We start from the raw sequence: 19,122 nt of genomic DNA, 5'->3' as shown, positions 1-19,122 counted from the left end.
GCCTCGTTCTGTTCTCGATGTGCGTGGACTACTTCACTCGCATCGTCAGCGTCCGTCGCGGCGGCAACGATACTCCCGGCGGCAGAGGAACGCTCCCTGCCGGCGGCGGTCCGAACGTGAATGCGAGATTGCCTGCCTTAGCCGGAGTGAGTTCGAAGTCGTAGATCTCGCCCGGATCAAATCGAAGCTCCGCGGGTCGCATCGTCGCCTGCGACGCCGGCAGGGCAGCGCCATCCTTCGCGACAGCTCTCCATTGAACGGGCTGCTTGCCATTCATTACCGACAGAACCGTGGGACCGCCTTCAGCAAGATTGAACAGACGAAGGCGATAGGTCTTTCCGGCCTGCAGGTCCATCGGCGTCGGTTGCTCGACTCCATTCAACACGTGATTTGGAAAGGGTCCGAAGACGACGTTCGTGAACGGACCCGCCGTATTGAAGAACATCAGCCGATCACGCTCGGGATCGTACTTCTCGCCTGGCTCGACGACGAGGATTGGTCCGTACAAGCCCGACGGGATCTGTGCGTTCTCGTTGAAGTGTGAGTGATACATGAACGTTCCGGCGCGCGGCGGAGTGTAGCGAACGGTGATCGAGTCGCCGGGTCGTATGGCGGGCAGAACCTGTTGTCCGCTGCCGCTCCAACCAGGAACGCCGTCGGGATAGCTCTCGAGCTCGATGCCATGCCAGTGAATCGACGCCGGCTCTTTCGCGCGATTTACGACGGTGATCGCCACCGGCTTTCCGCGCTCGAGCACCAACGGCGCACCGGGAACCGGCATCGCGTTCGGATCCTTCGCCGCAGGCGTTCCGTCGAGCACCATCGCATACCCGGCATGGGTGCCGTACACGTTGTCCTTTTGTCGCACAGTCATGCGAACCGCGCGCGGCGCTTCCGCCAGCGTCACCGGCTTTCCGCTGGGCGCGACACGAAGGCCGAGCACGAGACCGAACATTTCGTGCGGTGTGTCGGAGCCGTGCTTCATCGCCATGCCGGAGGCAGATTGACCCTTCCCGCCCTCGAGTGACGCGAGCGCAGAGATATGGTCGGCGAAATGGCAATGGTAGATCCAATTCCCAGCGCGATCCGGCAGCCACGAAAGCGACATCGTCGTGAACGGAGTCAATGGCTCGGTCACACCTAGACGCTCCTGGTCGCGACGGAAGATCGTATCGCGCACGCCGTCGCCTCTCGACTTCAAGCTGAAGTAGAAGCCGTGCAGGTGCATCGGATGTTCGAGCTCGGTCATGTTGATCACACGCCAGCGCACGGAGTCCCCCTGCGTGATGTCGATGCGCTCCGTATGCGGCCATGAGAGTCCGTTGATCGCCATCGTCCCGCGGCCGACGCCACTGGGACTCTTTGGATCGAGCGTTAGCCACCATGACAGAACGAAAACACGATCGCTTGCCTTCGCGCCCGGCGGATCGACGACGATTGCGCCAACGAGTTCCATGTCCCCCTCGGCGCGCCCACCGAACGGGGCCACGACTTCACGGCGGGCCATGTAGTAGTACGTCCCCGCCGCGTTCGCAGTGAACTGCACGACGCGCGACGTACGCGCCGGAATCACGACGCTGTCCGACATGCCGCGTGTCTTTCCGAATCCGAATACGGTGAGCGGCCTGTCGAGTGTATTGCGCAACGTCGCGCGCACATCGGTGCCGACGGGCACGCGAATGAGCGGTCCTGGCACAGACAGCGGTTTGCCTTCTTCGGCCCAGGCGGCGACGGGAAGCGCACGTCCGCTCGTTCCTTCCGGCTGCCAGAGTCCCTCGCGTGCTTCGAGCGTCACGACGAGCACTCCGTTCGTCAACGACCCCGCCGCCCGGCGATTGTCGTTGGGGACCGCGGTTTCCGGCGCGCGTGATCTCGTGGTGCCGAGCAGCAGTGGGACACTGACGAGCGTGGCAAAGCTCGCAAGCCGTATGGCTCGCATCCGTAAGAGTCTCATGAAAATTCCCGTTGCGGTTTTCGACGCGACGTCACACGTTCGAGGCCGCGCTGCCTACCAGGAAACACGAGAATCGGCCGCGCAACACGACACGCCCTCGAGAGCACGTGAACCGGACCAAGGCGCAGGCGACCAAATCCCTCGATGGATTGGTGGAAGCGGCGTATCACGAGCTGCGTACGATCGCGCACCGGCATCTCGTTGCGCGCGGCGCGCAGCACGGCGGCTGCACTCTCGAGACGACGGCGCTCGTTCACGAGGCATATCTCAAACTCGCTACGAACACGCCGGGTGTGTGGCGCGACCAAGCTCACTTTCGCGCGGTTGCGTCCGTCGCGATGCGGCACATTCTCGTCGACCGTGCGCGTGCTCGTGCAACGCACAAACACGGCGGCGGCTACACACGGGTTACGCTCGAGGACGACGTCATACCGGCGGGCGATGAGCCAGAGGTGCTACTCGCGATCGATGCAGCGCTCGATCGTCTTGCCGAACTCTCATCGCGTCTCGCGCGAGTCGTCGAGCTTCGTTTCTACGGCGGACTGTCCGAAAGCGAAACCGCTGCGGAACTCGGCGTCACCACTCGCACGGTGCAGCGCGACTGGGCCAAGGCGCGGATGCTGCTCGAACGGATGCTCCTCTCATGACGGCAAAGACGCCATCTCCCGCCCAGTGGAACGAGCTCGAACCATTGCTCGATGCCGCGCTCGCGCTACCTGCGAGTGAGCGCGCCGCGTTCCTCGACACCGAATGCGGAGGGCACACTGCCCTGCGCAACGAGCTTTCGATAATGCTCATCGCGTGCGATCGGCTCGAACAGCGCAGCGATCTGTTGTCGCAGCCCGCCGCCGAGCGATTTGCCTCATTGTGGGAGGAGCCGGGCGGCGACGCGTCATTTGCCGCGGCGCTCAGCAACCGTTATGTCGTCGAGGCCGAGGCAGGGCGTGGCGGCATGGCCGTCGTGTACCGCGCGCGTGACATTGCTCGCGATCGTCACGTCGCGCTGAAAGTGCTGCGCGCGACCGTGGGCGGTCGCGGCCCCGCGCGCTTCCGACGCGAGATCGCATTTGCCGCGAGCCTGCAGCATCCGCACATTCTGTCCGTCCTCGACTCTGGTGAGGAGGCTGGTCGACTCTGGTACACGATGCCGTTCGTCGACGGTGAGACGCTCGGCGCTCGGCTTCGGCGCGAACGCAGGCTCGAGATCGTCGATGCGGTTCGTATCGTCCACGAAATTGCCCCGGCGCTCGACTATGCGCACGCGTGTGGAGTGATTCATCGCGACCTCAAGCCCGACAACGTTTTGCTCCACGACGGTCGAGCGATCATTGCCGACTTCGGAGTGGCCAAGGCATTCGTCGTCGCAACTAGTGGTGAGAGTGCCGTTGCCCTGCGCGATGGCGGCGCCACGACGGCGGGTGTACGCATCGGCACTCCAGCGTACATGGCGCCCGAGCAAGCGTCCGCTGATCCGACTGCGGATCACCGTATCGATCTGTACGCGCTAGGAGTGATTGCCTACCAGCTCATTGCCGGCGTGACGCCCTTCACCGGCCAGTCGCGTCAAGCGTTGCTGACGGCCCACCTCGTCGAGCGCCCGCAACCGCTCACGCGACATCGAAGCGGTGTGCCAGCAAGGCTGGAGCAATTGGTCATGCGCCTGCTCGCGAAGCGAGCTGACGATCGCCCCAACTCGGCAGCAGAGGTGCTCGCCGAGCTGTCGGCGATCGGGCTGCATCTGCGTGAACCTTCGTAACTGTGTAACCTGCACCATCAGGATTCTATCATGACAGACACTTATGATGGCCTGGCGTTGAACGCCGACGCGACCTCGCGATTCGAGAAAAGATTCGTGGGGAGTATCGTCGCCGAGCGCTTCCGCGTCGAGGAACGCATCGCCGCCGGGGGAATGGCCACGGTGTTTCTCGCCGAGGACCTGAAGCATCCGCGGCGAGTCGCCGTGAAGGTGCTCCATGAGACGTTGGCGCATACGATCGGCGTTCAGCGTTTTCTCCGTGAAATCGAGGTCATCGCGCGGCTACAGCATCCGCACCTGCTAACGCTGATCGATTCGGGCGACGTGGACGGTCTTCCCTACTACGTCATGCCGTACGTCGAGGGGCAGAGTCTTCGCGAGTTCATCACGAACCGGGGCAAGCTCCCGTTCGACGAAGCAGTGCGGATCACGCAGGAAGTCGCCGACGGATTGCGCTACGCTCACGATCACGGCGTCGTGCATCGCGACATCAAGCCGTCGAACATCCTCATGAGCGGCGGGCACGCGATGGTCGCCGACTTCGGCATCGCGACTGCACTGCAGCGTGCCGCGGTGGGGCGAATCACGGAGACCGGCATCTCGCTCGGCAGCCCGACGTACATGAGCCCGGAACAGGCGGCGGGAGAGCGCGACGTCGATGCGCGTAGCGACGTCTACAGCCTCGCCTGCGTGCTCTATGAGATGATTGCCAATCATCCACCGATCGACCACGCGTCCATGCAACAGGTGGTGACGCGAAAATTGACCGATGGCTATACCAAGCTGCGCGATCTGCGACCTGACACGCCGCCCGAACTCGAGTCAGCGATTCATCGCGCGCTGTCGGCAGATCGGAACGCGCGCTTCGCAACGATGGAAGAATTCTCGCACGCGATCACCGCGGCGCTTCCCAGGGAGCGCTCCTCCAAGCGAGCGCTGTGGATCGTCGCAGGAGCGGCGGTTGTCGCGCTGGTCGGCGGTGGCGCCTGGCTGCGACGCGAGCAAGCGGTCGCTCGCGCCACGCGTCGCGTTGCCGAGGTGAGTCGCTACGCGGCGGCTGGCGATCTCGCGTCGGCATTCCGCGTTACCCAGGAGATTCTCCCTGTCATTCCGAACGATTCGACGCTGCGACGCCTTCGTCCGGGGTATACTGATTTTCTCAAGATCACGACGAAGCCCGCCGGAGCGCAGGTATTGATTCAACCGATCAACGCGCCCGATAGCGGATGGACGAGCGTCGGCACGACTCCGATCGTTGGCCTCGCGCTGCCAAAGTTCGACAACGGAGGAGTGGATTATCGAGTTCGCATCAATCTGGCTGGGTTCGAGCCGGTCGAGGTGTTCGCAGACCTGTTTGCCGATTATCCCCCTGTTGCGCGCGCGCTCGACACGCTCCGCTTGGACAGCCTTGGCGCCGCGCCAGGAATGGCCCGCATTCCCGGTTTTCGAGTGTCGAACGACCTGCGCGTCGCCGACTTCCACATCGCGAAAACCGAAGTCACCAATCGAGAGTACGCGCGCTTCGTGGCCGCCGGCGGATACGAGAAGCCGGAGTACTGGACCGAGCCGATGGTCCGCGATGGGCGTCCAGTCTCGTGGCAGGAGGCGATGCTCGTGTTTCGCGATCGGTCGGGAAAGCCGGGGCCAAGCAGCTGGACGAATGGGACCTATCCCACCGAGGAAGAGGACTATCCGGTCGGCGGACTGAGTTTTTACGAAGCGGCGGCGTACGCACGCTTCGCTGGGAAACGCCTGCCAACCACCGGCCACTGGCGACGCGCGGCATTGGTGCACTTTCGCGAGTTCGGTTGGACCTATCTCGGCTCGAGCAATCTCAACGGGAATCAGCCGCGACGAGTCGGCAAAGGCAACGCCAATCCGTACGGCTTGTTCGACGTCGCCGGCAACGTTCGAGAGTGGTGCGCGAATGCAATGACCACTGGCGGCCACGTCGTAATGGGTGGTGGTTGGGAGGACGCGGAATGGGTGGCTGGAAATACGCTATCGCGACCTGAGTTCGATCGCGATGCGAGCAACGGGGTGCGTCTCGCCTCGTTCACCGATGACGACACGACGCTCGCGCGAGTATCGGTTCCAACGGCGCGACAACGACGACGAGACTTCAGAGATTTCAAAGCGATCTCTGACGCCGAATTCGCCATCTATCGCCGTATGTTCGACTACGACCATCGCCCGCTCGATCCCAAGATCGAAGCACAGGGTGAACGCGACCACTTCCGGTGGCAGCGAGTCAGCTTCAGCGCAGGATATGATCGCGAACGAATGTTGGCGTACGTCCTACTGCCCAAGACCGGAACCGCGCCGTTTGAGCCGATCCTGTTCTGGCCGCCCGGAGCGCCGATCAGCGTTAAAGCGGCGGAACCCGAGGGGCTCATTTTCCAGCGCTTGATTGAATTCCTCCCGAATTCCGGCCGCGCGATCGTGATTCCCCTGTTCAAGGGGAGCTACGAGCGAGATGGCGACCGATACAGCAAAACGAGGCTCAGCATCGACAGCACCACACTCTACCGTGACTTGGCCGTGCAATGGATCAAGGATCTGCGGCGGACAGTGGACTACATCGAAACGCGCAACGACCTGAACTCCGCGCAGCTGGGCTACTACGGCGTGAGTTGGGGCGGACAGATGGCGCCCCTCGCGCTCGCACTGGAACCGCGCTTCAAAGCGGCAGCGCTCAACAGCGGTGGTTACAACGTCACCGACTCGCCGCACCCCGAGACGGAGGCAGGTAACTACGCACCGCGGGTGCGCGTTCCGGTGCTCCTCATCAGCGGCCAGCACGACAACGTCATCTTCCCATACGAGACGTCACAGCGGCCGTTCTTCGATCAGTTGGGCACACCGCTCGCCGACAAGAAGCGTCGCGAGTACTCGACGGCGAGCCATCTCATTCCGCAGGAAGTGGTGACGAAGGAAACCCTCGAGTGGTTCGATCGGTATCTTCGCAAGTGAACCGCGAGCGAACTGAGAGCTTCCGCCGAACGCTCTCAGTTCGCGCTTGCACCGAGATCAGGGAAGCGGCGCGACAGCGATTTGCTTGTACACCACGCCGTTCTTCATTACGAAGGTCGGCTTCTCCATGACGTGAATGTCCTGGAGTGGATCGCCCGGAACCGCCACGATGTCGGCAAGCTTGCCAGCGGACAGCGACCCGATGCGATTGTCCCAGCCGAGCAGCTTGGCACCGTTCATGGTGCCGGCGACGATCGATTGCATTGGCGTCATACCGCCCCAGTCGACCATGAGAGAAAACTCATGACCGTTCGCTCCGTGCGCTCCCACCCCGGCATCGGTGCCGAGCGCGATCGGAACGCCGTCCTTCACCGCGATCCGAACGCCGTTGCGCATCGCCTGCGCGGCAGCCAACGCCTTCTCGGCGCGGAGGCCTTTGAGGACGCCTGACTTCGCTGCCTTTTCGACGACTTCGCCGGCGCTCAGCGTCGGCACGAGGTACGTGCCGCGCTGCGCCATCATCTTGGCGCCCTCTTCGTCGAGGAACGAGCCATGCTCGATCGACGAGACACCGGCGCGCACGGCGATCTTGATGCCTTCAGCGCCGTGTGCGTGTGCAGCCACCGTTCGCTCGAGCTTCGTGGCTTCGTCGACGAGCGCCTTCATTTCTTCGTAGGTGTACTGCGGCACGCCGACCGCGTCGCCCTCGGAGAGTACGCCACCGGTCGCGCACGTCTTGATGACGTCGGCGCCGTACTTCGCTTGATAGCGCACGGCGGCGCGAATCTGATCGGGCCCGTCAGCGATGCCGGTCTTTGGATCGCCGTCCATGAGGCCGGGCTTGAACGCGTTCTCGTCGCAGTGGCCGCCGGTGATGCCAATGGCGTGACCCGCGTTCTGCATGCGCGGGCCCTTCACAAAACCGTCATTGACCGCTTTGCGGAGTGCCATGTCGTCGAAGTTCGGCGCGCCTACGTTGCGAATCGTGGTGAAGCCGGACATCAACGTTCGATCGGCGTTCGTCACACCGAGGATCGCACCGAACGCTTCGTAGTCGCGCACCGCTGCGTCGTCGCCGGCCGGGTCGCCGAGCGTGCGACCGATGATGTGCGTGTGGGCGTCGATGAAGCCCGGGAGCAGCGTGGAATTCCCGAGGTCGATGATCTTGGCGCCGCTGGGGATCGTGACGGATCCCTGCTTGCCAATGGCGACGATCTTGTCATCGGTGATGACGACGACGCCGTTCTGGATCGCGGCGGCACCGGTTCCGTCGATCACGCGCGCGGCGCGAAGGGCGACCGTGCCGGAGCCTTTCGCTTCCTGTGCATGGAGCAACTGCGGAACGGCGGCGGCGATCACCGCGGCGGGAACGAGGCGGAGGAGCTTAGAACGCATGGCGACGCGGGGCGAGGGGGAGACGCGTGGGGCGGGTCTCCTCATTCTGATATCGGCGCTACCATGGTGCTAGTCCCGACTGCCCTCAGACTCGGCGTATAGATCGCGAATTGATGAACGGAAACGACCGGATGAACGGAAAGGGCCGGATCCGGCAGTTTCCGTTGAATCCGGCTGTTTTCCGTTCAACTCGGCCGTTTCGTTTTCACCAAAGTCCTGCATGCATCCAACGAGCAGCTCAGTCTTTCTTCTCCCAATAGTTGCCCGTCCCCCACAACTTCGGATCGAACAGATCAGCTGACAGCTTCACGTCGGTCTTCACATCGGTGTACTCCTCGAGCAGCGTGCGTTTGCCATTCACGAACTGCTCGACCTGCACGGCAATCCACGCTCGCCCCGCGGGAACGTACTTGTCGAAACGCACATCGACCTGGCCGCGGCGCGGATTCGATTGCAGCATGCGCACGAACAGCAGCCGCTCCTTCTCGATCCAGAATTGCTTTGCCGCTGTGTCGCCTGCGGTCGCACCAACGACGTAGACATCTTTCCCCTGCCACGTCGTCTGATGCAGTTTCGCGAGATCGAAGCCCAAGTGCCGAAGCGCTGCCTCAGTCTTCGCGGGCGACTGCGTATAGATATCGAAGCCCAACACCAGCAGTTCGTTCATTCCGGTGTCGGCTTTGGTCAGTTTGCCATTCGCAAACCGATAAACGCTGTCGCGCGCATACAGAACGCCGCTCTTCGACGCCGTGTCCGTGTCGATGCGTAGTCGACCGGGAAGCAGTCCTGCCTCGAACCACGTTTGAACGAGATCACCGCCACCAGCCATGCCGACCGTGGTTCGCTGCACGAAGGTGAGCGACTGATACCACGTCGACCGATATCGGTCATGCATCGCCGAGATGAGACTCGCGCCGTCGCTGACCGTCGCGGTCGTGGGAGCGACTTCCTTGGGCGGACCCATCGGTGGCGCCGGTGTCGCAGTCACGACATGCGTATGGCTCGTGCAGGCAGCGGCAAAAACAAACAACCCCACGACCAATCGGCGCGGGGTTGAGAGAATGCGGTAGAGAGCGATCATGGTCACGGCTCGAGTCGATACCCCGCTTTCCACACTGTGAGAATGTGGCGCGGCTGCGACGGATCATCCTCGAGCTTGCGTCGAAGCTCGGCGATGTGAATGTCGACGGTTCGCGTCATGACCTCGACGCGGTGGCCCCACACCTCGCGCAGCAGCTCGACGCGAGACGCAACGGCGCCACGACGGCGAACGAGCGCCAACAGCAGATCGAATTCTTTAGGGCTGAGTGCAACTGCGATGCCCTCTTTGAAGACGGTGCGTGACGCAGGGTTGATCTCGACCGAGCCGAAGCGCTCATGTCCATCACCGCCGCCGCGATGTTCTGCAATACGCGACCGACGAAGCAGTGCGCCAACACGCGCGAGTAGCTCGAGCACGCCGCAGGGCTTGGTGACGTAGTCGTCGGCGCCCAAGCGGAAGCCGAGCACCTTGTCGGCCTCCTCGCCGCGGGCGGTGAGGATCAGCACGGGAACGTCCGAACCACCTTCGCGGAGAGTTTTGAGTACTCGATAACCGTCCATGCCCGGGAGCATGAGGTCGAGCATCACGAGCTCAGGCGCCCAGCTGCGCGCACGCTCGAGTCCCGTCTCTCCATCTTCGGCAACCTGTACTTCATAACCTTCGATCTCGAGGCCCGTTCGCAGACCGTACGCGAGATCGGGATTGTCTTCGACGATGAGGATGCGGGTCATGGTGGTCGCGATGGTGTCCGTTGTCCCGTGGCGACTATCGGTAATCGTTGAGTACGTCATGGCACCGCCTTGAGTTGCACAGGTGTATCGGGAGACTCACGCGACGGCTCGCCCGAATCGGGGTGCGTGAGCGGAAGGTCGATCACCACGCGTGCGCCGCCGCCAGGGGCGCTCTCGGCCCGCGTGCGGCCACCGCGAAGAGACACGAGCTCGCGAACGACAGAGAGTCCAATGCCGCTGCCACCCGTCGCCGACTCGACGTCGCGATTCAGGCGGACATACGGCTCCCAGACGCGCTGCCGATCTTCGTTCGGAATACCAGGGCCCTGATCTTCGACCCAGACGCGCGCGCGATCACTCGTGATCTCCGATCCAACGGTGATCGTCTGACCGGCTGGGCCGTACTTCACCGCGTTGTCGAGGAGATTGAGCAAAATCTGACGAAATGCGTCGCGGTCGAGCGAAATGACAGCACTGGCGTCGAGTGCGGTGGCAACGACCATCTTCCGCGCGCGAGCCAGCGGCGCGAACAGCTCGAGCGCCTCGAGAATTTCGTGATCGAGATCGGCAGGCGACAGCGACACACGGTTCGCGCCCTTCTCCGACCGCGAGAAGTTGAGCACGTTCTCGACGAGATACGTCAGTCGTCGCGCTTCCTGATCGATGATCCCCGCCGACCGCGCTCGCTCGTCTTCACTCCGCAGCTTGCCGAGGTGCAGGAGCTCAGCGAACCAGCGAATCTGCGCGAGCGGAGTGCGAAGCTCGTGCGATACGCCGGACACGAATTCTGTGCGCAAGCGCGCGAGCTCCTGCTGCCGTCGCAACTGCACGAGCGCCAGCGTGAGCAATCCAGCCGCGATGACGATGAGCGTCACGAGCATGGGCAGACGTGAGCGCGGCAGACCACCAACGACCAACATGTTGGCGAACTCGGTGTTCAGACTCACGCGCATCACGAGCCGGCCGAAACGCGGCTCGATCGTGTCCGTCGTGCTGTACCAGGGCGCGGCCCAACCCGGCGACTTGTACACCTCGACTCCGTTGGGCGTCGTCACCGAAATCGAGAGGATCGAGTCGATCGGAAGCTGACCGATGAGCGCTGGCGGCAGGAGAGAGCTCGGTTCGCCCGGCCCGCCGCGAATGTTGGCGAACACTGGAGCGAGAAACGGCTTGGGTTCGGTCACGTAGCCATACGTGACGACCGGTAGGCCCTTCACGACATCGCGCGCCACGACGAACACGGCGACCACCGGCTTCTTGTTGCGCTCGCCAAACAGCATGGCGTACGAGTCGTTGGTCAGAACGACCGCCAGATTCTTGAACGGACCAAACGACCTGTCGGCTGACCCGAAGACGACGACTTCGCGATCCGGCACCGGCCCGACCGATTTGGTGTAGGCCACCATCGTGTCGCGCGCCCAGGCCAGGTCAGCGTCCGGAAGGTCGGTGTCGGTGGTGCGGAACGTCCCGTCGTGCCAGTCGTACCGGAAGAAGTACTTCACGCCCGACAGGCAGTTGCACCACCCCATCACCTGGCGCGCCTGGTCCTCGACGTCGGTCGGCGAGAAGACCGTTTTTTTAAGCTGCGCCGGATCGAGCTGGGTCGCCGGACCGTAGAGCGACGTGATGACCTGCGTCAGCAGCTGATTCTTGGCCTGTTTGGTCAGTTGCCAGTCGGCCAACTTTGCGTAGTCGTGGAGCGTGTTCTCCGCCGTGCGCCTCTGGGACTTCGCGGCGTCGAAGGCCTGATAGGCCAAGACTGCCACGACCACGAGGGCGAGGATCAGCAGAGCAACGGTGCCGATCAGGCGGGGTGAGCGACGCATGATTCCTGAATACAACGGTCGGTCCTTACAAGTGCCAGAGGCGCGGACCGCCTTTACGGAAACCTTTCAGCGGAAAGGCCAGCGGGATCGACGGAGGTTCCGGCTTTTCCGGGCATGGTAGCTTCCAGACATGGCCTCCTTTGTCCGCGGCATTTTTGCTGGCGCGCTCCACGACGCCCTGCTCTTCCCCTTCCCCGATCAGCTCGACGCGCACGATCCGGCTGAGGCGAAGGTGGTTCGACGGTTGATCGACGCCCTTCGCCAGATGCGCACCGACGGCCTGATCGACTCGGCAGCCTTCGACGAGCAGGAAACCATCCCCGAACAGACCATCCGCGCGCTCGCTCGCGACGGATTGCTCGGGCTGACGATCCCGACCGAGTACGGCGGCGTCGGCTTGTCGTCGACCGGGTACGCCCGCGTGTTCAGCGAAGTGTCGCGGCTCGATCCGTCGCTGGCGGTGCTGATTGGCGTGCACTGCGGCCTTGGCTCCAAAGCGATCGCGCTGTTTGGGTCGGACGAGCAGAAGCAGCGCTACCTGCCGATGCTCGCAAGCGGTGAAACGCTCGCCGCGTACGCGCTGACCGAGCCCGACATCGGCTCCGACGCGCAGAACGTCAAAGCCACCGCGCGACTCAGCGACGACGGTTCGCACTGGATTCTGAACGGTCGCAAACAATGGATCGGCAACGGACATCGCGCCGGCGTGATCGCGACGTTCGCGCAAACGCCGACCGAGCGTCGCGGCGAGCGCGTCAAACGTCCGACGGCGTTCATCATCCGCCCCGATATGCAGGGTTTTCACGTCGCCGGTACCGTGCGAAAGCTCGGCATCCGCGGATCGACGCAGGCTGAATTGCACTACGACGATTTGCAGGTGCCCGCCGATCACGTGCTCGGGACGGTCGGCAAGGGCTTCGCCGTCGCCGTACACGTGCTCAATGGCGGACGTCTCACGCTTGCGGCCGGATGCACCGCCGGCGCCAAGCACATTCTCGGCGAGATGGCGAAGTTCGCCGAGAGTCGCGTGCAATTCGGCAAACCGATCGCCGAATTCGAGATTACACAACGCAAGCTCGCCCGCACGGCATCCGAGGTGTACGCGGCTGACGCCATGCTCGGCGAGCTCGCGCACCTCGCCGCGAACATCGAGGCCGATTGGGCGCTCGAGGCGGCGTGCTGCAAGGTGTTCGCGAGCGAAATGCTCTGGCGTGCGGCCGACGAAATGGTGCAGCTCGGTGGCGGGCGCGGCTTCGTCAAACCGTATCCGTACGAGCGAATCCTTCGCGATGCGCGAATCAATCGCATCTTCGAAGGAACGAACGAAATCCTCCGGCTGTTCATTGCGCTCAACGGCGTTCAGGGGCCCGCCGAGCAGCTCAAGGAAATCGGGTCGGCGCTGCGACGACCGCTGAGGAATCTCGGACTCATCAGCGGGTTTGCGGCGTCTCGCTTGCGTAGCGCATTCGGCGCGTCGACGACGCTCGATGCGGAGTTGCACCCACGGCTGGCGATACACAAGACTTTTCTCGAGAAGCACGTGGCCGAGCTGTCGGCGGCGACATTGCGTCTCATTCGGCATTACCGGCGAAACATCATCGATCGCCAGCAAGAGCTGGAACGGCTGGCCGACATGGCGGTCGAGATGTTCGCCACCGTATGCACGCTCGCGCGCACACAGCGTGAGATTGCCGATCGGGGCGTCGAGGCGTGCGAACGCGAGCTCGATCTATGCGATTTGTTCGTCGTTGAGTCGGGCCGGCGCTTTCGAGCGGCACGTGAGCAGTTGCAGTCGCCGCTCGACGAAACGCGACGTCAGGTGGCGCGCCGAGTTCGGGAGGATGCAGGTTACGGAGTGACCGACGCGATTCTCGAGACACGCGAGCAGTAGCGGCCGACGTTGCCGCGCGCGTGGCTCTCACACAACAGCGAGCCCGACGCCACGATGAATATCTACGATGTGTCACTGCCGATTGTCAGCGGCGGGTTGGTCTATCCGGGAAATCCCGAGATCGCGATCGAACTACAGCAGTCGCTCGCCAAGGGGGCAGGCGCCAATGTGTCGTCGCTGTCGTTCGGATCGCACACGGCGACGCACGTCGACGCACCCAAACACTTCTTCGACGACGGCATCGCGGTCGACGCGCTAGCGCTCGACGTCCTCATGGGCCCGGCGGTGCTGGTCAACGTCGGCGACGCGTGTATGGCGGTGGGTGAGAAGGAGCTCAGAATGCACGAGCTCAAGGGGCATTCGCGCGTGTTGATCAAAACGCGAAACTCGTCGTTCATCCGGGAAAAGCACTTCCGCACCGACTACACGTATCTCGCGCCGGACGGCGCGGAGTATCTCGTGTCGCTGGGCGTTCGACTCGTCGGCGTCGACTACCTGTCGATCGAGCAGTATCACTCGGGACATCATCGTACGCACCGGACGCTCCTCGAGCGCGGCGTCATCATCGTCGAGGGGCTCGATCTCTCGTCGCCGCCAATGGGACCGTACGACTTCCGGTGTTTGCCCCTGCGCATCGCGGGTCTCGATGGCGCTCCGGCGCGCGCGGTACTCGTCGGATGACGTCGCGCGCACAGATCGAACTCGTGCTGTTCGACATCGGCGGTGTGCTCGGCAGCAACGGGTGGGATCGGGAGCAGCGAACGGCGGCGGTCGAGCGCTTCGGTCTCGATGCTGAAGATTTTCAATACCGTCACGAAGAAACCGTCGGAGCGCTCGAGGTTGGTCAGATGTCGCTCGACGAATACCTGCGGATCACAGCGTACTGCGGCGATCTCACGGCGTCGTGCGCGGATCTCAAGGCGTTCATGTTCGAGCAGAGCGTGCCCTGGCCGGACAGCATTGCCATAGCCCGAGAACTCGCCGACAGCGGGCTCGTCCGCATGGCGACGCTCAACAACGAAGGCGAGGAACTCAACGTCTATCGCATTCGGACTTTCGGGCTGCGCGACATCTTTCCGAGTTTCTTTACGTCGTGCTGGCTGCGTGTTCGAAAGCCAATGCACGAGATTTACGAGCGCGTGCTCAACATTACGCAGGCAGATCCGCAGCGAACGCTGTTCATCGACGACCGGGTACAAAACCTCGCTCCGGCCGCCGCGCTCGGCGTGCGCACGATTCACTTTCAGTCGGCGGAGCAGTTGCGACGCGATCTCCAGGCGAATGGGCTTCTGACCTGAGCGTGTTGTGCAGCGGCAGTATCGAGATCCCTCAACCGAGAACTCTTAGATGCAGCTAGCGATGATCGGCCTCGGCCGAATGGGTGGGAACATGGTGGAGCGGCTGATGCGTCGCGGGCACAAACTCGTCGCGTTCGACCGAGCGGACGACGTCGTGAAGAAGTACGAGGGGCTCGGCGCAACGGGAGCGCGTGATCTGGCGTCGGTCGTGAAAGCGCTCGAGACACCGCGCATCATCTGGATCATGGTGCCGGCCGGTGATCCGGTCGACGAAACCATCGCGGCGCTGCGGCCGATGCTGTCTGCAGGCGACATCATCATCGACGGCGGCAACTCGAACTTCCACGACACGATTCGCCGCGGCCGAGAGCTCGCCGAGGCGAAGATCGAGTTCATCGACTGCGGTACGAGCGGCGGCGTTTGGGGCTTGGAGAACGGCTACTGTCTGATGGTCGGTGGAACCGACGCGGCAGTAAAGCACTGCGAGCCGATCTTCACGGCCCTGGCGCCAGAAGACGGCTACGCGCACGTGGGCCCGACGGGCTCGGGCCACTACGTGAAGATGATTCACAACGGCATCGAGTACGGCATGCTGCAGGCCTACGCCGAGGGTTATGAAATCCTCAAGGCGTCAAAGACCTTTCCAGAGCTCGATCTCGCGCAGATCGCGGAAGTCTGGCAGCACGGTAGCGTCGTGCGGTCGTGGCTGAACGAGCTCGCGGTGCGAGCATTCCAACGCGATCTGTCGCTGACCGACATCAAGGGTTGGGTCGCCGATTCTGGCGAAGGCCGTTGGACCGTCCAGGAAGCGATCGATCTCGACGTACCCGCGCCCGTAATCACGCTGTCGTTGCAGACGCGCTTCCGCTCGCGTCAGACCGATTCGTTCGGTGCGAAGGTGATTGCTGCCTTGCGCAACGAGTTTGGCGGTCACGCGGTGAAGCACTCATGAGCGGCACGCCGGTCGTTTCAGCGCGGCACAGTGTAGAAATGCCGGGGTCGGCGCATCAGAGCGCGGATCCGTGCACGATGGTGATCTGCGGTGCGCTGGGCGATCTCAGCCGGCGAAAGCTGCTGCCGGCGATCTATCAGCTCATGAAGGAGCATCTCGTTCATCCTGATTTCGCGGTCCTCGGTGTGGGGCGCGACGAAACGCAGACCGACGACACCTTTCGCAAACAGATGCGAGAGGCGCTGGCGGCGTCGGACGAAGTGAAAGACGTCGACGACGCGCTCTGGCAGGAGCTGTGCAGCCGTCTGTTCTTCGTGTCGGCCGACATGAGTAAACTCGAAGACTACGACGCCGTCGGAAAACGCCTTACCGAAATCGAGGCGTCACGACAGCCAGAGGCGCGGAACCGGATCTTCTATCTCGCGGTGCCGCCGAGTGTTTTCGAGCCGATCGTGCGTAACCTGTCGAAGAGCGGGTTGGCGCCGCGGACTCGGACGTCTGAAGAGCGTCCCTGGTATCGCATCGTCGTCGAGAAGCCGTTCGGGCGCAGCCTCAAGAGCGCGGTGGAGTTGAACGACCTGCTGCTTGGGCTCTTCGCCGAACATCAGACGTACCGCATCGATCACTACCTTGGCAAAGAGACCGTTCAGAACGTGCTCGTGCTGCGCTTTGCCAATTCGATCTTCGAGCCGTTGTGGAATCGGCAGTGGATCGAGCACGTACAGATCACCGCGGCTGAATCCGTCGGCGTGGAGGAGCGTGGCAAGTACTACGAGGAGGCAGGCGTACTGCGCGACATGTTCCAGAACCATCTGCTGCAGCTGCTGACCCTCACCACGATGGAACCGCCTCCGCTGATGTCCGCGGATGCGGTGCGCGATGAGAAGGTGAAGGTGCTGCAATCCATTCGAGCTTTGACGCCGGAGAGCATTGCACAGCACGCCGTGCGGGCGCAGTACACCGCAGGCGCAAAGAACGGCGAAACGATGCTTGGCTATACGGAGGAGAACAACGTCGCACCTGATTCGACCGTGCCGACGTACGCCGCGTTGCGGTTGTACATCGATAACTGGCGATGGTATGGCGTGCCATTCTACCTGCGGTCGGGCAAGCGCCTGAAGAACCGTGTGTCGGAGATCGCGGTGCAGTTCCGTGCGCCGCCGCATCTGATGTTCGGTTCGGGCAGTGAAGGCTTGCGCCCGAACACGTTGTTGATGCGCGTTCAGCCGAACGAGGGCATCTCGCTCAACTTCGAAGTGAAGGTTCCGGGTGCGGCGGTCGCGTTGACGTCGAACATCGAGATTGCCGCGGTCGATATGAAATTCAACTACGCCGACGCATTCGGTGAATCAGCGGCGCCGGCGTACGAGACACTGCTGCTCGACGTGATGATCGGCGAGGCGACGCTCTTTACTCGCAGCGACGAAGTCGAAGCGGCGTGGCGCGTCATCGATCCGCTCATCGAATATTGGGAAGAACACAAACCCAAGCGCATGCCCACCTACGCTGCTGGTAGCTGGGGTCCGCGTGAGGCCGATGAGCTGATCGAGAAAGACGGAACCGAGTGGAGAGATCCGCAGAAATAGTTCGAAGGGCGAAGCGCGCCTATCGCTCGCCCTTCCCTTCAAAGTCGATGAAGCCACGGTTCGGGTCTGCACCAACGAGTTTGACCCGAACCTTGTCGCCGACGTCGAAGCCTTCGTGGTCGCGCACGACCATGCCTTCGGCCGGCGGCTTGAGGGTGCGGACGAACGTGCCCTTCTCACTCGCGCCGGTGACGATGCCGTCGAACGTTTCGCCGATGCGATCGCTGAGCAGGAGTGCGGCGACCGTCTTGCGGACGGATCGTTCGACCTTGTTCTCAGCATCCTCGCGCTCGGTGCAATGCTCGGCGACGGCAGACAGTTCGTCGTTCGTGTAGGGCGCCGGTTGGTTGGTGAGCACGGCCTTCACCAAGCGCTGCGTCACGAGATCGGCGTATCGTCGGTTGGGCGCGGTGGCGTGCGAGTAGTCGTGCGTCGCGAGACCGAAATGACCGCCCGGATCCTTGCCGGGTAGGTCCAGGGCGTAGATGCCAGGACCCATGAGCTTCACGATCGCGAGCGACAGATCGGGAAAGCGATCGGGATCGGCCGCGCGGCGCTCGATGAGAAAATGCGCAAGAGCGATGGAGTCCGGCGTGTCGGGGAGACTCGCGCCGTAACGGCCCGCGAGTTCTACGATGCGGCCCCAGCGCTCCGGTTCACGCACTACGCGGCGGATGCCGGAGCGACCCTTCGCTTCGAGGAACTTCGCGATCGCGACGTTGCTGGCGATCATGAAGTCTTCGATTAGATCGCGCGCGCGGTTTTTGTGCATGATCTTGAGATCCACGATCTTGCCGTCCTTCGCGACCGGCGTGGCTTCGATCGTGTCCAACTCCAGTGCGCCGTTGCGGGCACGCTCTGCCTTGAGCCGACGCGACACCTCGTCCTGGAGGCGAAGCTGCTCGGCGAGCGCGCGATTGTCGGCGACCTTCTGCGGCGGCGACTCGCCGTCCAGGAAGGCGCCGACGGCGTCGTACGCGAGCTGGGCGTTGTTATGAACGACGGCGCGGTAGACGTCGTACGACACGACGTTACCCTGCTCGTCCACTACCGTTTCAATGGCAATCGCCAGGCGGTCTTCGCCTTCGTTCAACGAGGTGAGGTCCGTGGACAGCTTTTCGGGGAGCATCGGGAAAACGTCGATGCCCGTGTACACCGAGGTGCTGTTCGTGGCCGCGTGCTCGTCGAGCGGCGTTCCCTTTGGAACCAGCGAGTCGACGTCAGCAATCCCGACGATGATTCGGATCTGGTTGTTCGACAGCTTCTCGGCGACCTCGACCTGATCGAGGTCGCGCGACTCGTTGTTATCGATCGACGACCAGAGGAGGTTGCGCAGATCCTTGACGCCGGATTCTGTGGGTGCTGGACCACGAATCGCGTCGAGCTGCCGCCGAGCAGCCTCGTCGATATCGGGTTCGAATCCCCCGGTTAGCACGATCCGGCGCGCTGCGGCATGCATGTCGAAATGCCCGGTATTTCCGCGGCCCTTCGTCCGGCCCTTCGCTGGCTGATCTTGGCTCATGATCGGAGAGTAGCAGGCCTAGCAAGCACAGGGGAGTCGGGACGCCCGCAAAGTTTGCCGCCGCTCTTGCCGTTCGAGCGACCATGCGCATTCTTGAACACATGCCTCCCTGCCATGTCACTCCGTTCGTTCTGCCCGGCGTCATCATCGCGCCGGCAACAAACGACCAAGAACAATCGGTCGCGGCGTCTCCCGC

Annotated in this window: 14 protein-coding genes; 8 read left to right on the top strand and 6 right to left on the bottom strand. The window is 63.0% G+C overall.

Translation table 11 applies throughout. The features are described from left to right. Positions 1 to 28 precede the first annotated feature (28 nt). The gene (locus AC6H4Z_RS03060; RefSeq protein WP_497545269.1) at positions 29 to 1,954 is read right to left on the bottom strand and encodes a multicopper oxidase domain-containing protein; all 1,926 of its coding nucleotides are present in this window, start codon (positions 1,952 to 1,954) and stop codon (positions 29 to 31) included. 107 nt (positions 1,955 to 2,061) lie between these two features. On the opposite strand from AC6H4Z_RS03060, the gene AC6H4Z_RS03055 reads away from it, so the two are divergent. From AC6H4Z_RS03055 to AC6H4Z_RS03045, 3 genes are read left to right on the top strand one after another with little or no spacing between them, the layout of a single operon-like run. Further along, positions 2,062 to 2,601, top strand: a complete 540-nt coding sequence (locus AC6H4Z_RS03055; RefSeq protein ID WP_497545268.1) for an ECF-type sigma factor — start codon at positions 2,062 to 2,064, stop codon at positions 2,599 to 2,601. Beyond that, positions 2,598 to 3,710 (top strand): serine/threonine-protein kinase, encoded by a 1,113-nt coding sequence (locus tag AC6H4Z_RS03050; protein ID WP_497545267.1) that lies wholly within the window; start codon positions 2,598 to 2,600, stop codon positions 3,708 to 3,710. Before AC6H4Z_RS03055 ends, AC6H4Z_RS03050 begins: the two co-directional genes overlap by 4 nt. Before the next feature lie 30 nt (positions 3,711 to 3,740). Beyond that, on the top strand, positions 3,741 to 6,683 hold the full coding sequence (locus AC6H4Z_RS03045) for a protein kinase domain-containing protein (protein ID WP_497545266.1): 2,943 nt from the start codon (positions 3,741 to 3,743) through the stop codon (positions 6,681 to 6,683). 57 nt (positions 6,684 to 6,740) lie between these two features. Here AC6H4Z_RS03045 and AC6H4Z_RS03040 read toward each other — a convergent pair whose 3' ends face one another. The 4 genes from AC6H4Z_RS03040 to AC6H4Z_RS03025 form a co-directional block, all read right to left on the bottom strand. Then, on the bottom strand, positions 6,741 to 8,078 hold the full coding sequence (locus AC6H4Z_RS03040; RefSeq protein WP_497545265.1) for a metal-dependent hydrolase family protein: 1,338 nt from the start codon (positions 8,076 to 8,078) through the stop codon (positions 6,741 to 6,743). A 238-nt stretch (positions 8,079 to 8,316) separates the two neighbouring features. Next, on the bottom strand, positions 8,317 to 9,159 hold the full coding sequence (locus AC6H4Z_RS03035) for a hypothetical protein (RefSeq protein WP_497545264.1): 843 nt from the start codon (positions 9,157 to 9,159) through the stop codon (positions 8,317 to 8,319). Between the two features lie 2 nt (positions 9,160 to 9,161). Beyond that, positions 9,162 to 9,911, bottom strand: coding sequence for a response regulator transcription factor (locus tag AC6H4Z_RS03030; RefSeq protein ID WP_497545263.1), 750 nt, complete (start codon positions 9,909 to 9,911; stop codon positions 9,162 to 9,164). Continuing rightward, positions 9,908 to 11,677 carry a sensor histidine kinase gene (locus AC6H4Z_RS03025; protein WP_497545262.1) on the bottom strand — a complete coding sequence of 590 codons (1,770 nt, stop codon included), beginning with the start codon at positions 11,675 to 11,677 and terminating at the stop codon, positions 9,908 to 9,910. Before AC6H4Z_RS03025 ends, AC6H4Z_RS03030 begins: the two co-directional genes overlap by 4 nt. A 130-nt stretch (positions 11,678 to 11,807) precedes the next feature. Here AC6H4Z_RS03025 and AC6H4Z_RS03020 point away from each other — a divergent pair, with 130 nt between their 5' ends. The 5 genes from AC6H4Z_RS03020 to zwf are packed head-to-tail and all read left to right on the top strand — an operon-like array spanning position 11,808 to position 17,404. Continuing rightward, positions 11,808 to 13,568 carry an acyl-CoA dehydrogenase family protein gene (locus AC6H4Z_RS03020; RefSeq protein ID WP_497545261.1) on the top strand — a complete coding sequence of 587 codons (1,761 nt, stop codon included), beginning with the start codon at positions 11,808 to 11,810 and terminating at the stop codon, positions 13,566 to 13,568. A 54-nt stretch (positions 13,569 to 13,622) separates the two neighbouring features. Continuing rightward, positions 13,623 to 14,249: a cyclase family protein gene (locus AC6H4Z_RS03015; RefSeq protein WP_497545260.1), complete on the top strand. Its 627-nt coding sequence runs from the start codon at positions 13,623 to 13,625 to the stop codon at positions 14,247 to 14,249. After that, positions 14,246 to 14,866 carry an HAD family hydrolase gene (locus AC6H4Z_RS03010; RefSeq protein WP_497545259.1) on the top strand — a complete coding sequence of 207 codons (621 nt, stop codon included), beginning with the start codon at positions 14,246 to 14,248 and terminating at the stop codon, positions 14,864 to 14,866. The genes AC6H4Z_RS03015 and AC6H4Z_RS03010 overlap by 4 nt, the downstream gene beginning before the upstream one ends. A 49-nt stretch (positions 14,867 to 14,915) precedes the next feature. Next, positions 14,916 to 15,818, top strand: a complete 903-nt coding sequence (gene gnd, locus AC6H4Z_RS03005) for a phosphogluconate dehydrogenase (NAD(+)-dependent, decarboxylating) (RefSeq protein ID WP_497545258.1) — start codon at positions 14,916 to 14,918, stop codon at positions 15,816 to 15,818. Beyond that, positions 15,815 to 17,404: a glucose-6-phosphate dehydrogenase gene (zwf, locus tag AC6H4Z_RS03000; protein WP_497545257.1), complete on the top strand. Its 1,590-nt coding sequence runs from the start codon at positions 15,815 to 15,817 to the stop codon at positions 17,402 to 17,404. Before gnd ends, zwf begins: the two co-directional genes overlap by 4 nt. 19 nt (positions 17,405 to 17,423) lie before the next feature. Here zwf and AC6H4Z_RS02995 read toward each other — a convergent pair whose 3' ends face one another. Then, positions 17,424 to 18,926 (bottom strand): RNB domain-containing ribonuclease, encoded by a 1,503-nt coding sequence (locus AC6H4Z_RS02995; protein ID WP_497545256.1) that lies wholly within the window; start codon positions 18,924 to 18,926, stop codon positions 17,424 to 17,426. Between the last annotated feature and the right edge of the window lie 196 nt (positions 18,927 to 19,122).

The sequence above is a fragment of the Leucogemmata humicola genome, assembly GCF_055379415.1.
Note: the sequence above shows the minus strand (reverse complement) of the source record. Positions and strands in the feature narration are given on the sequence as shown.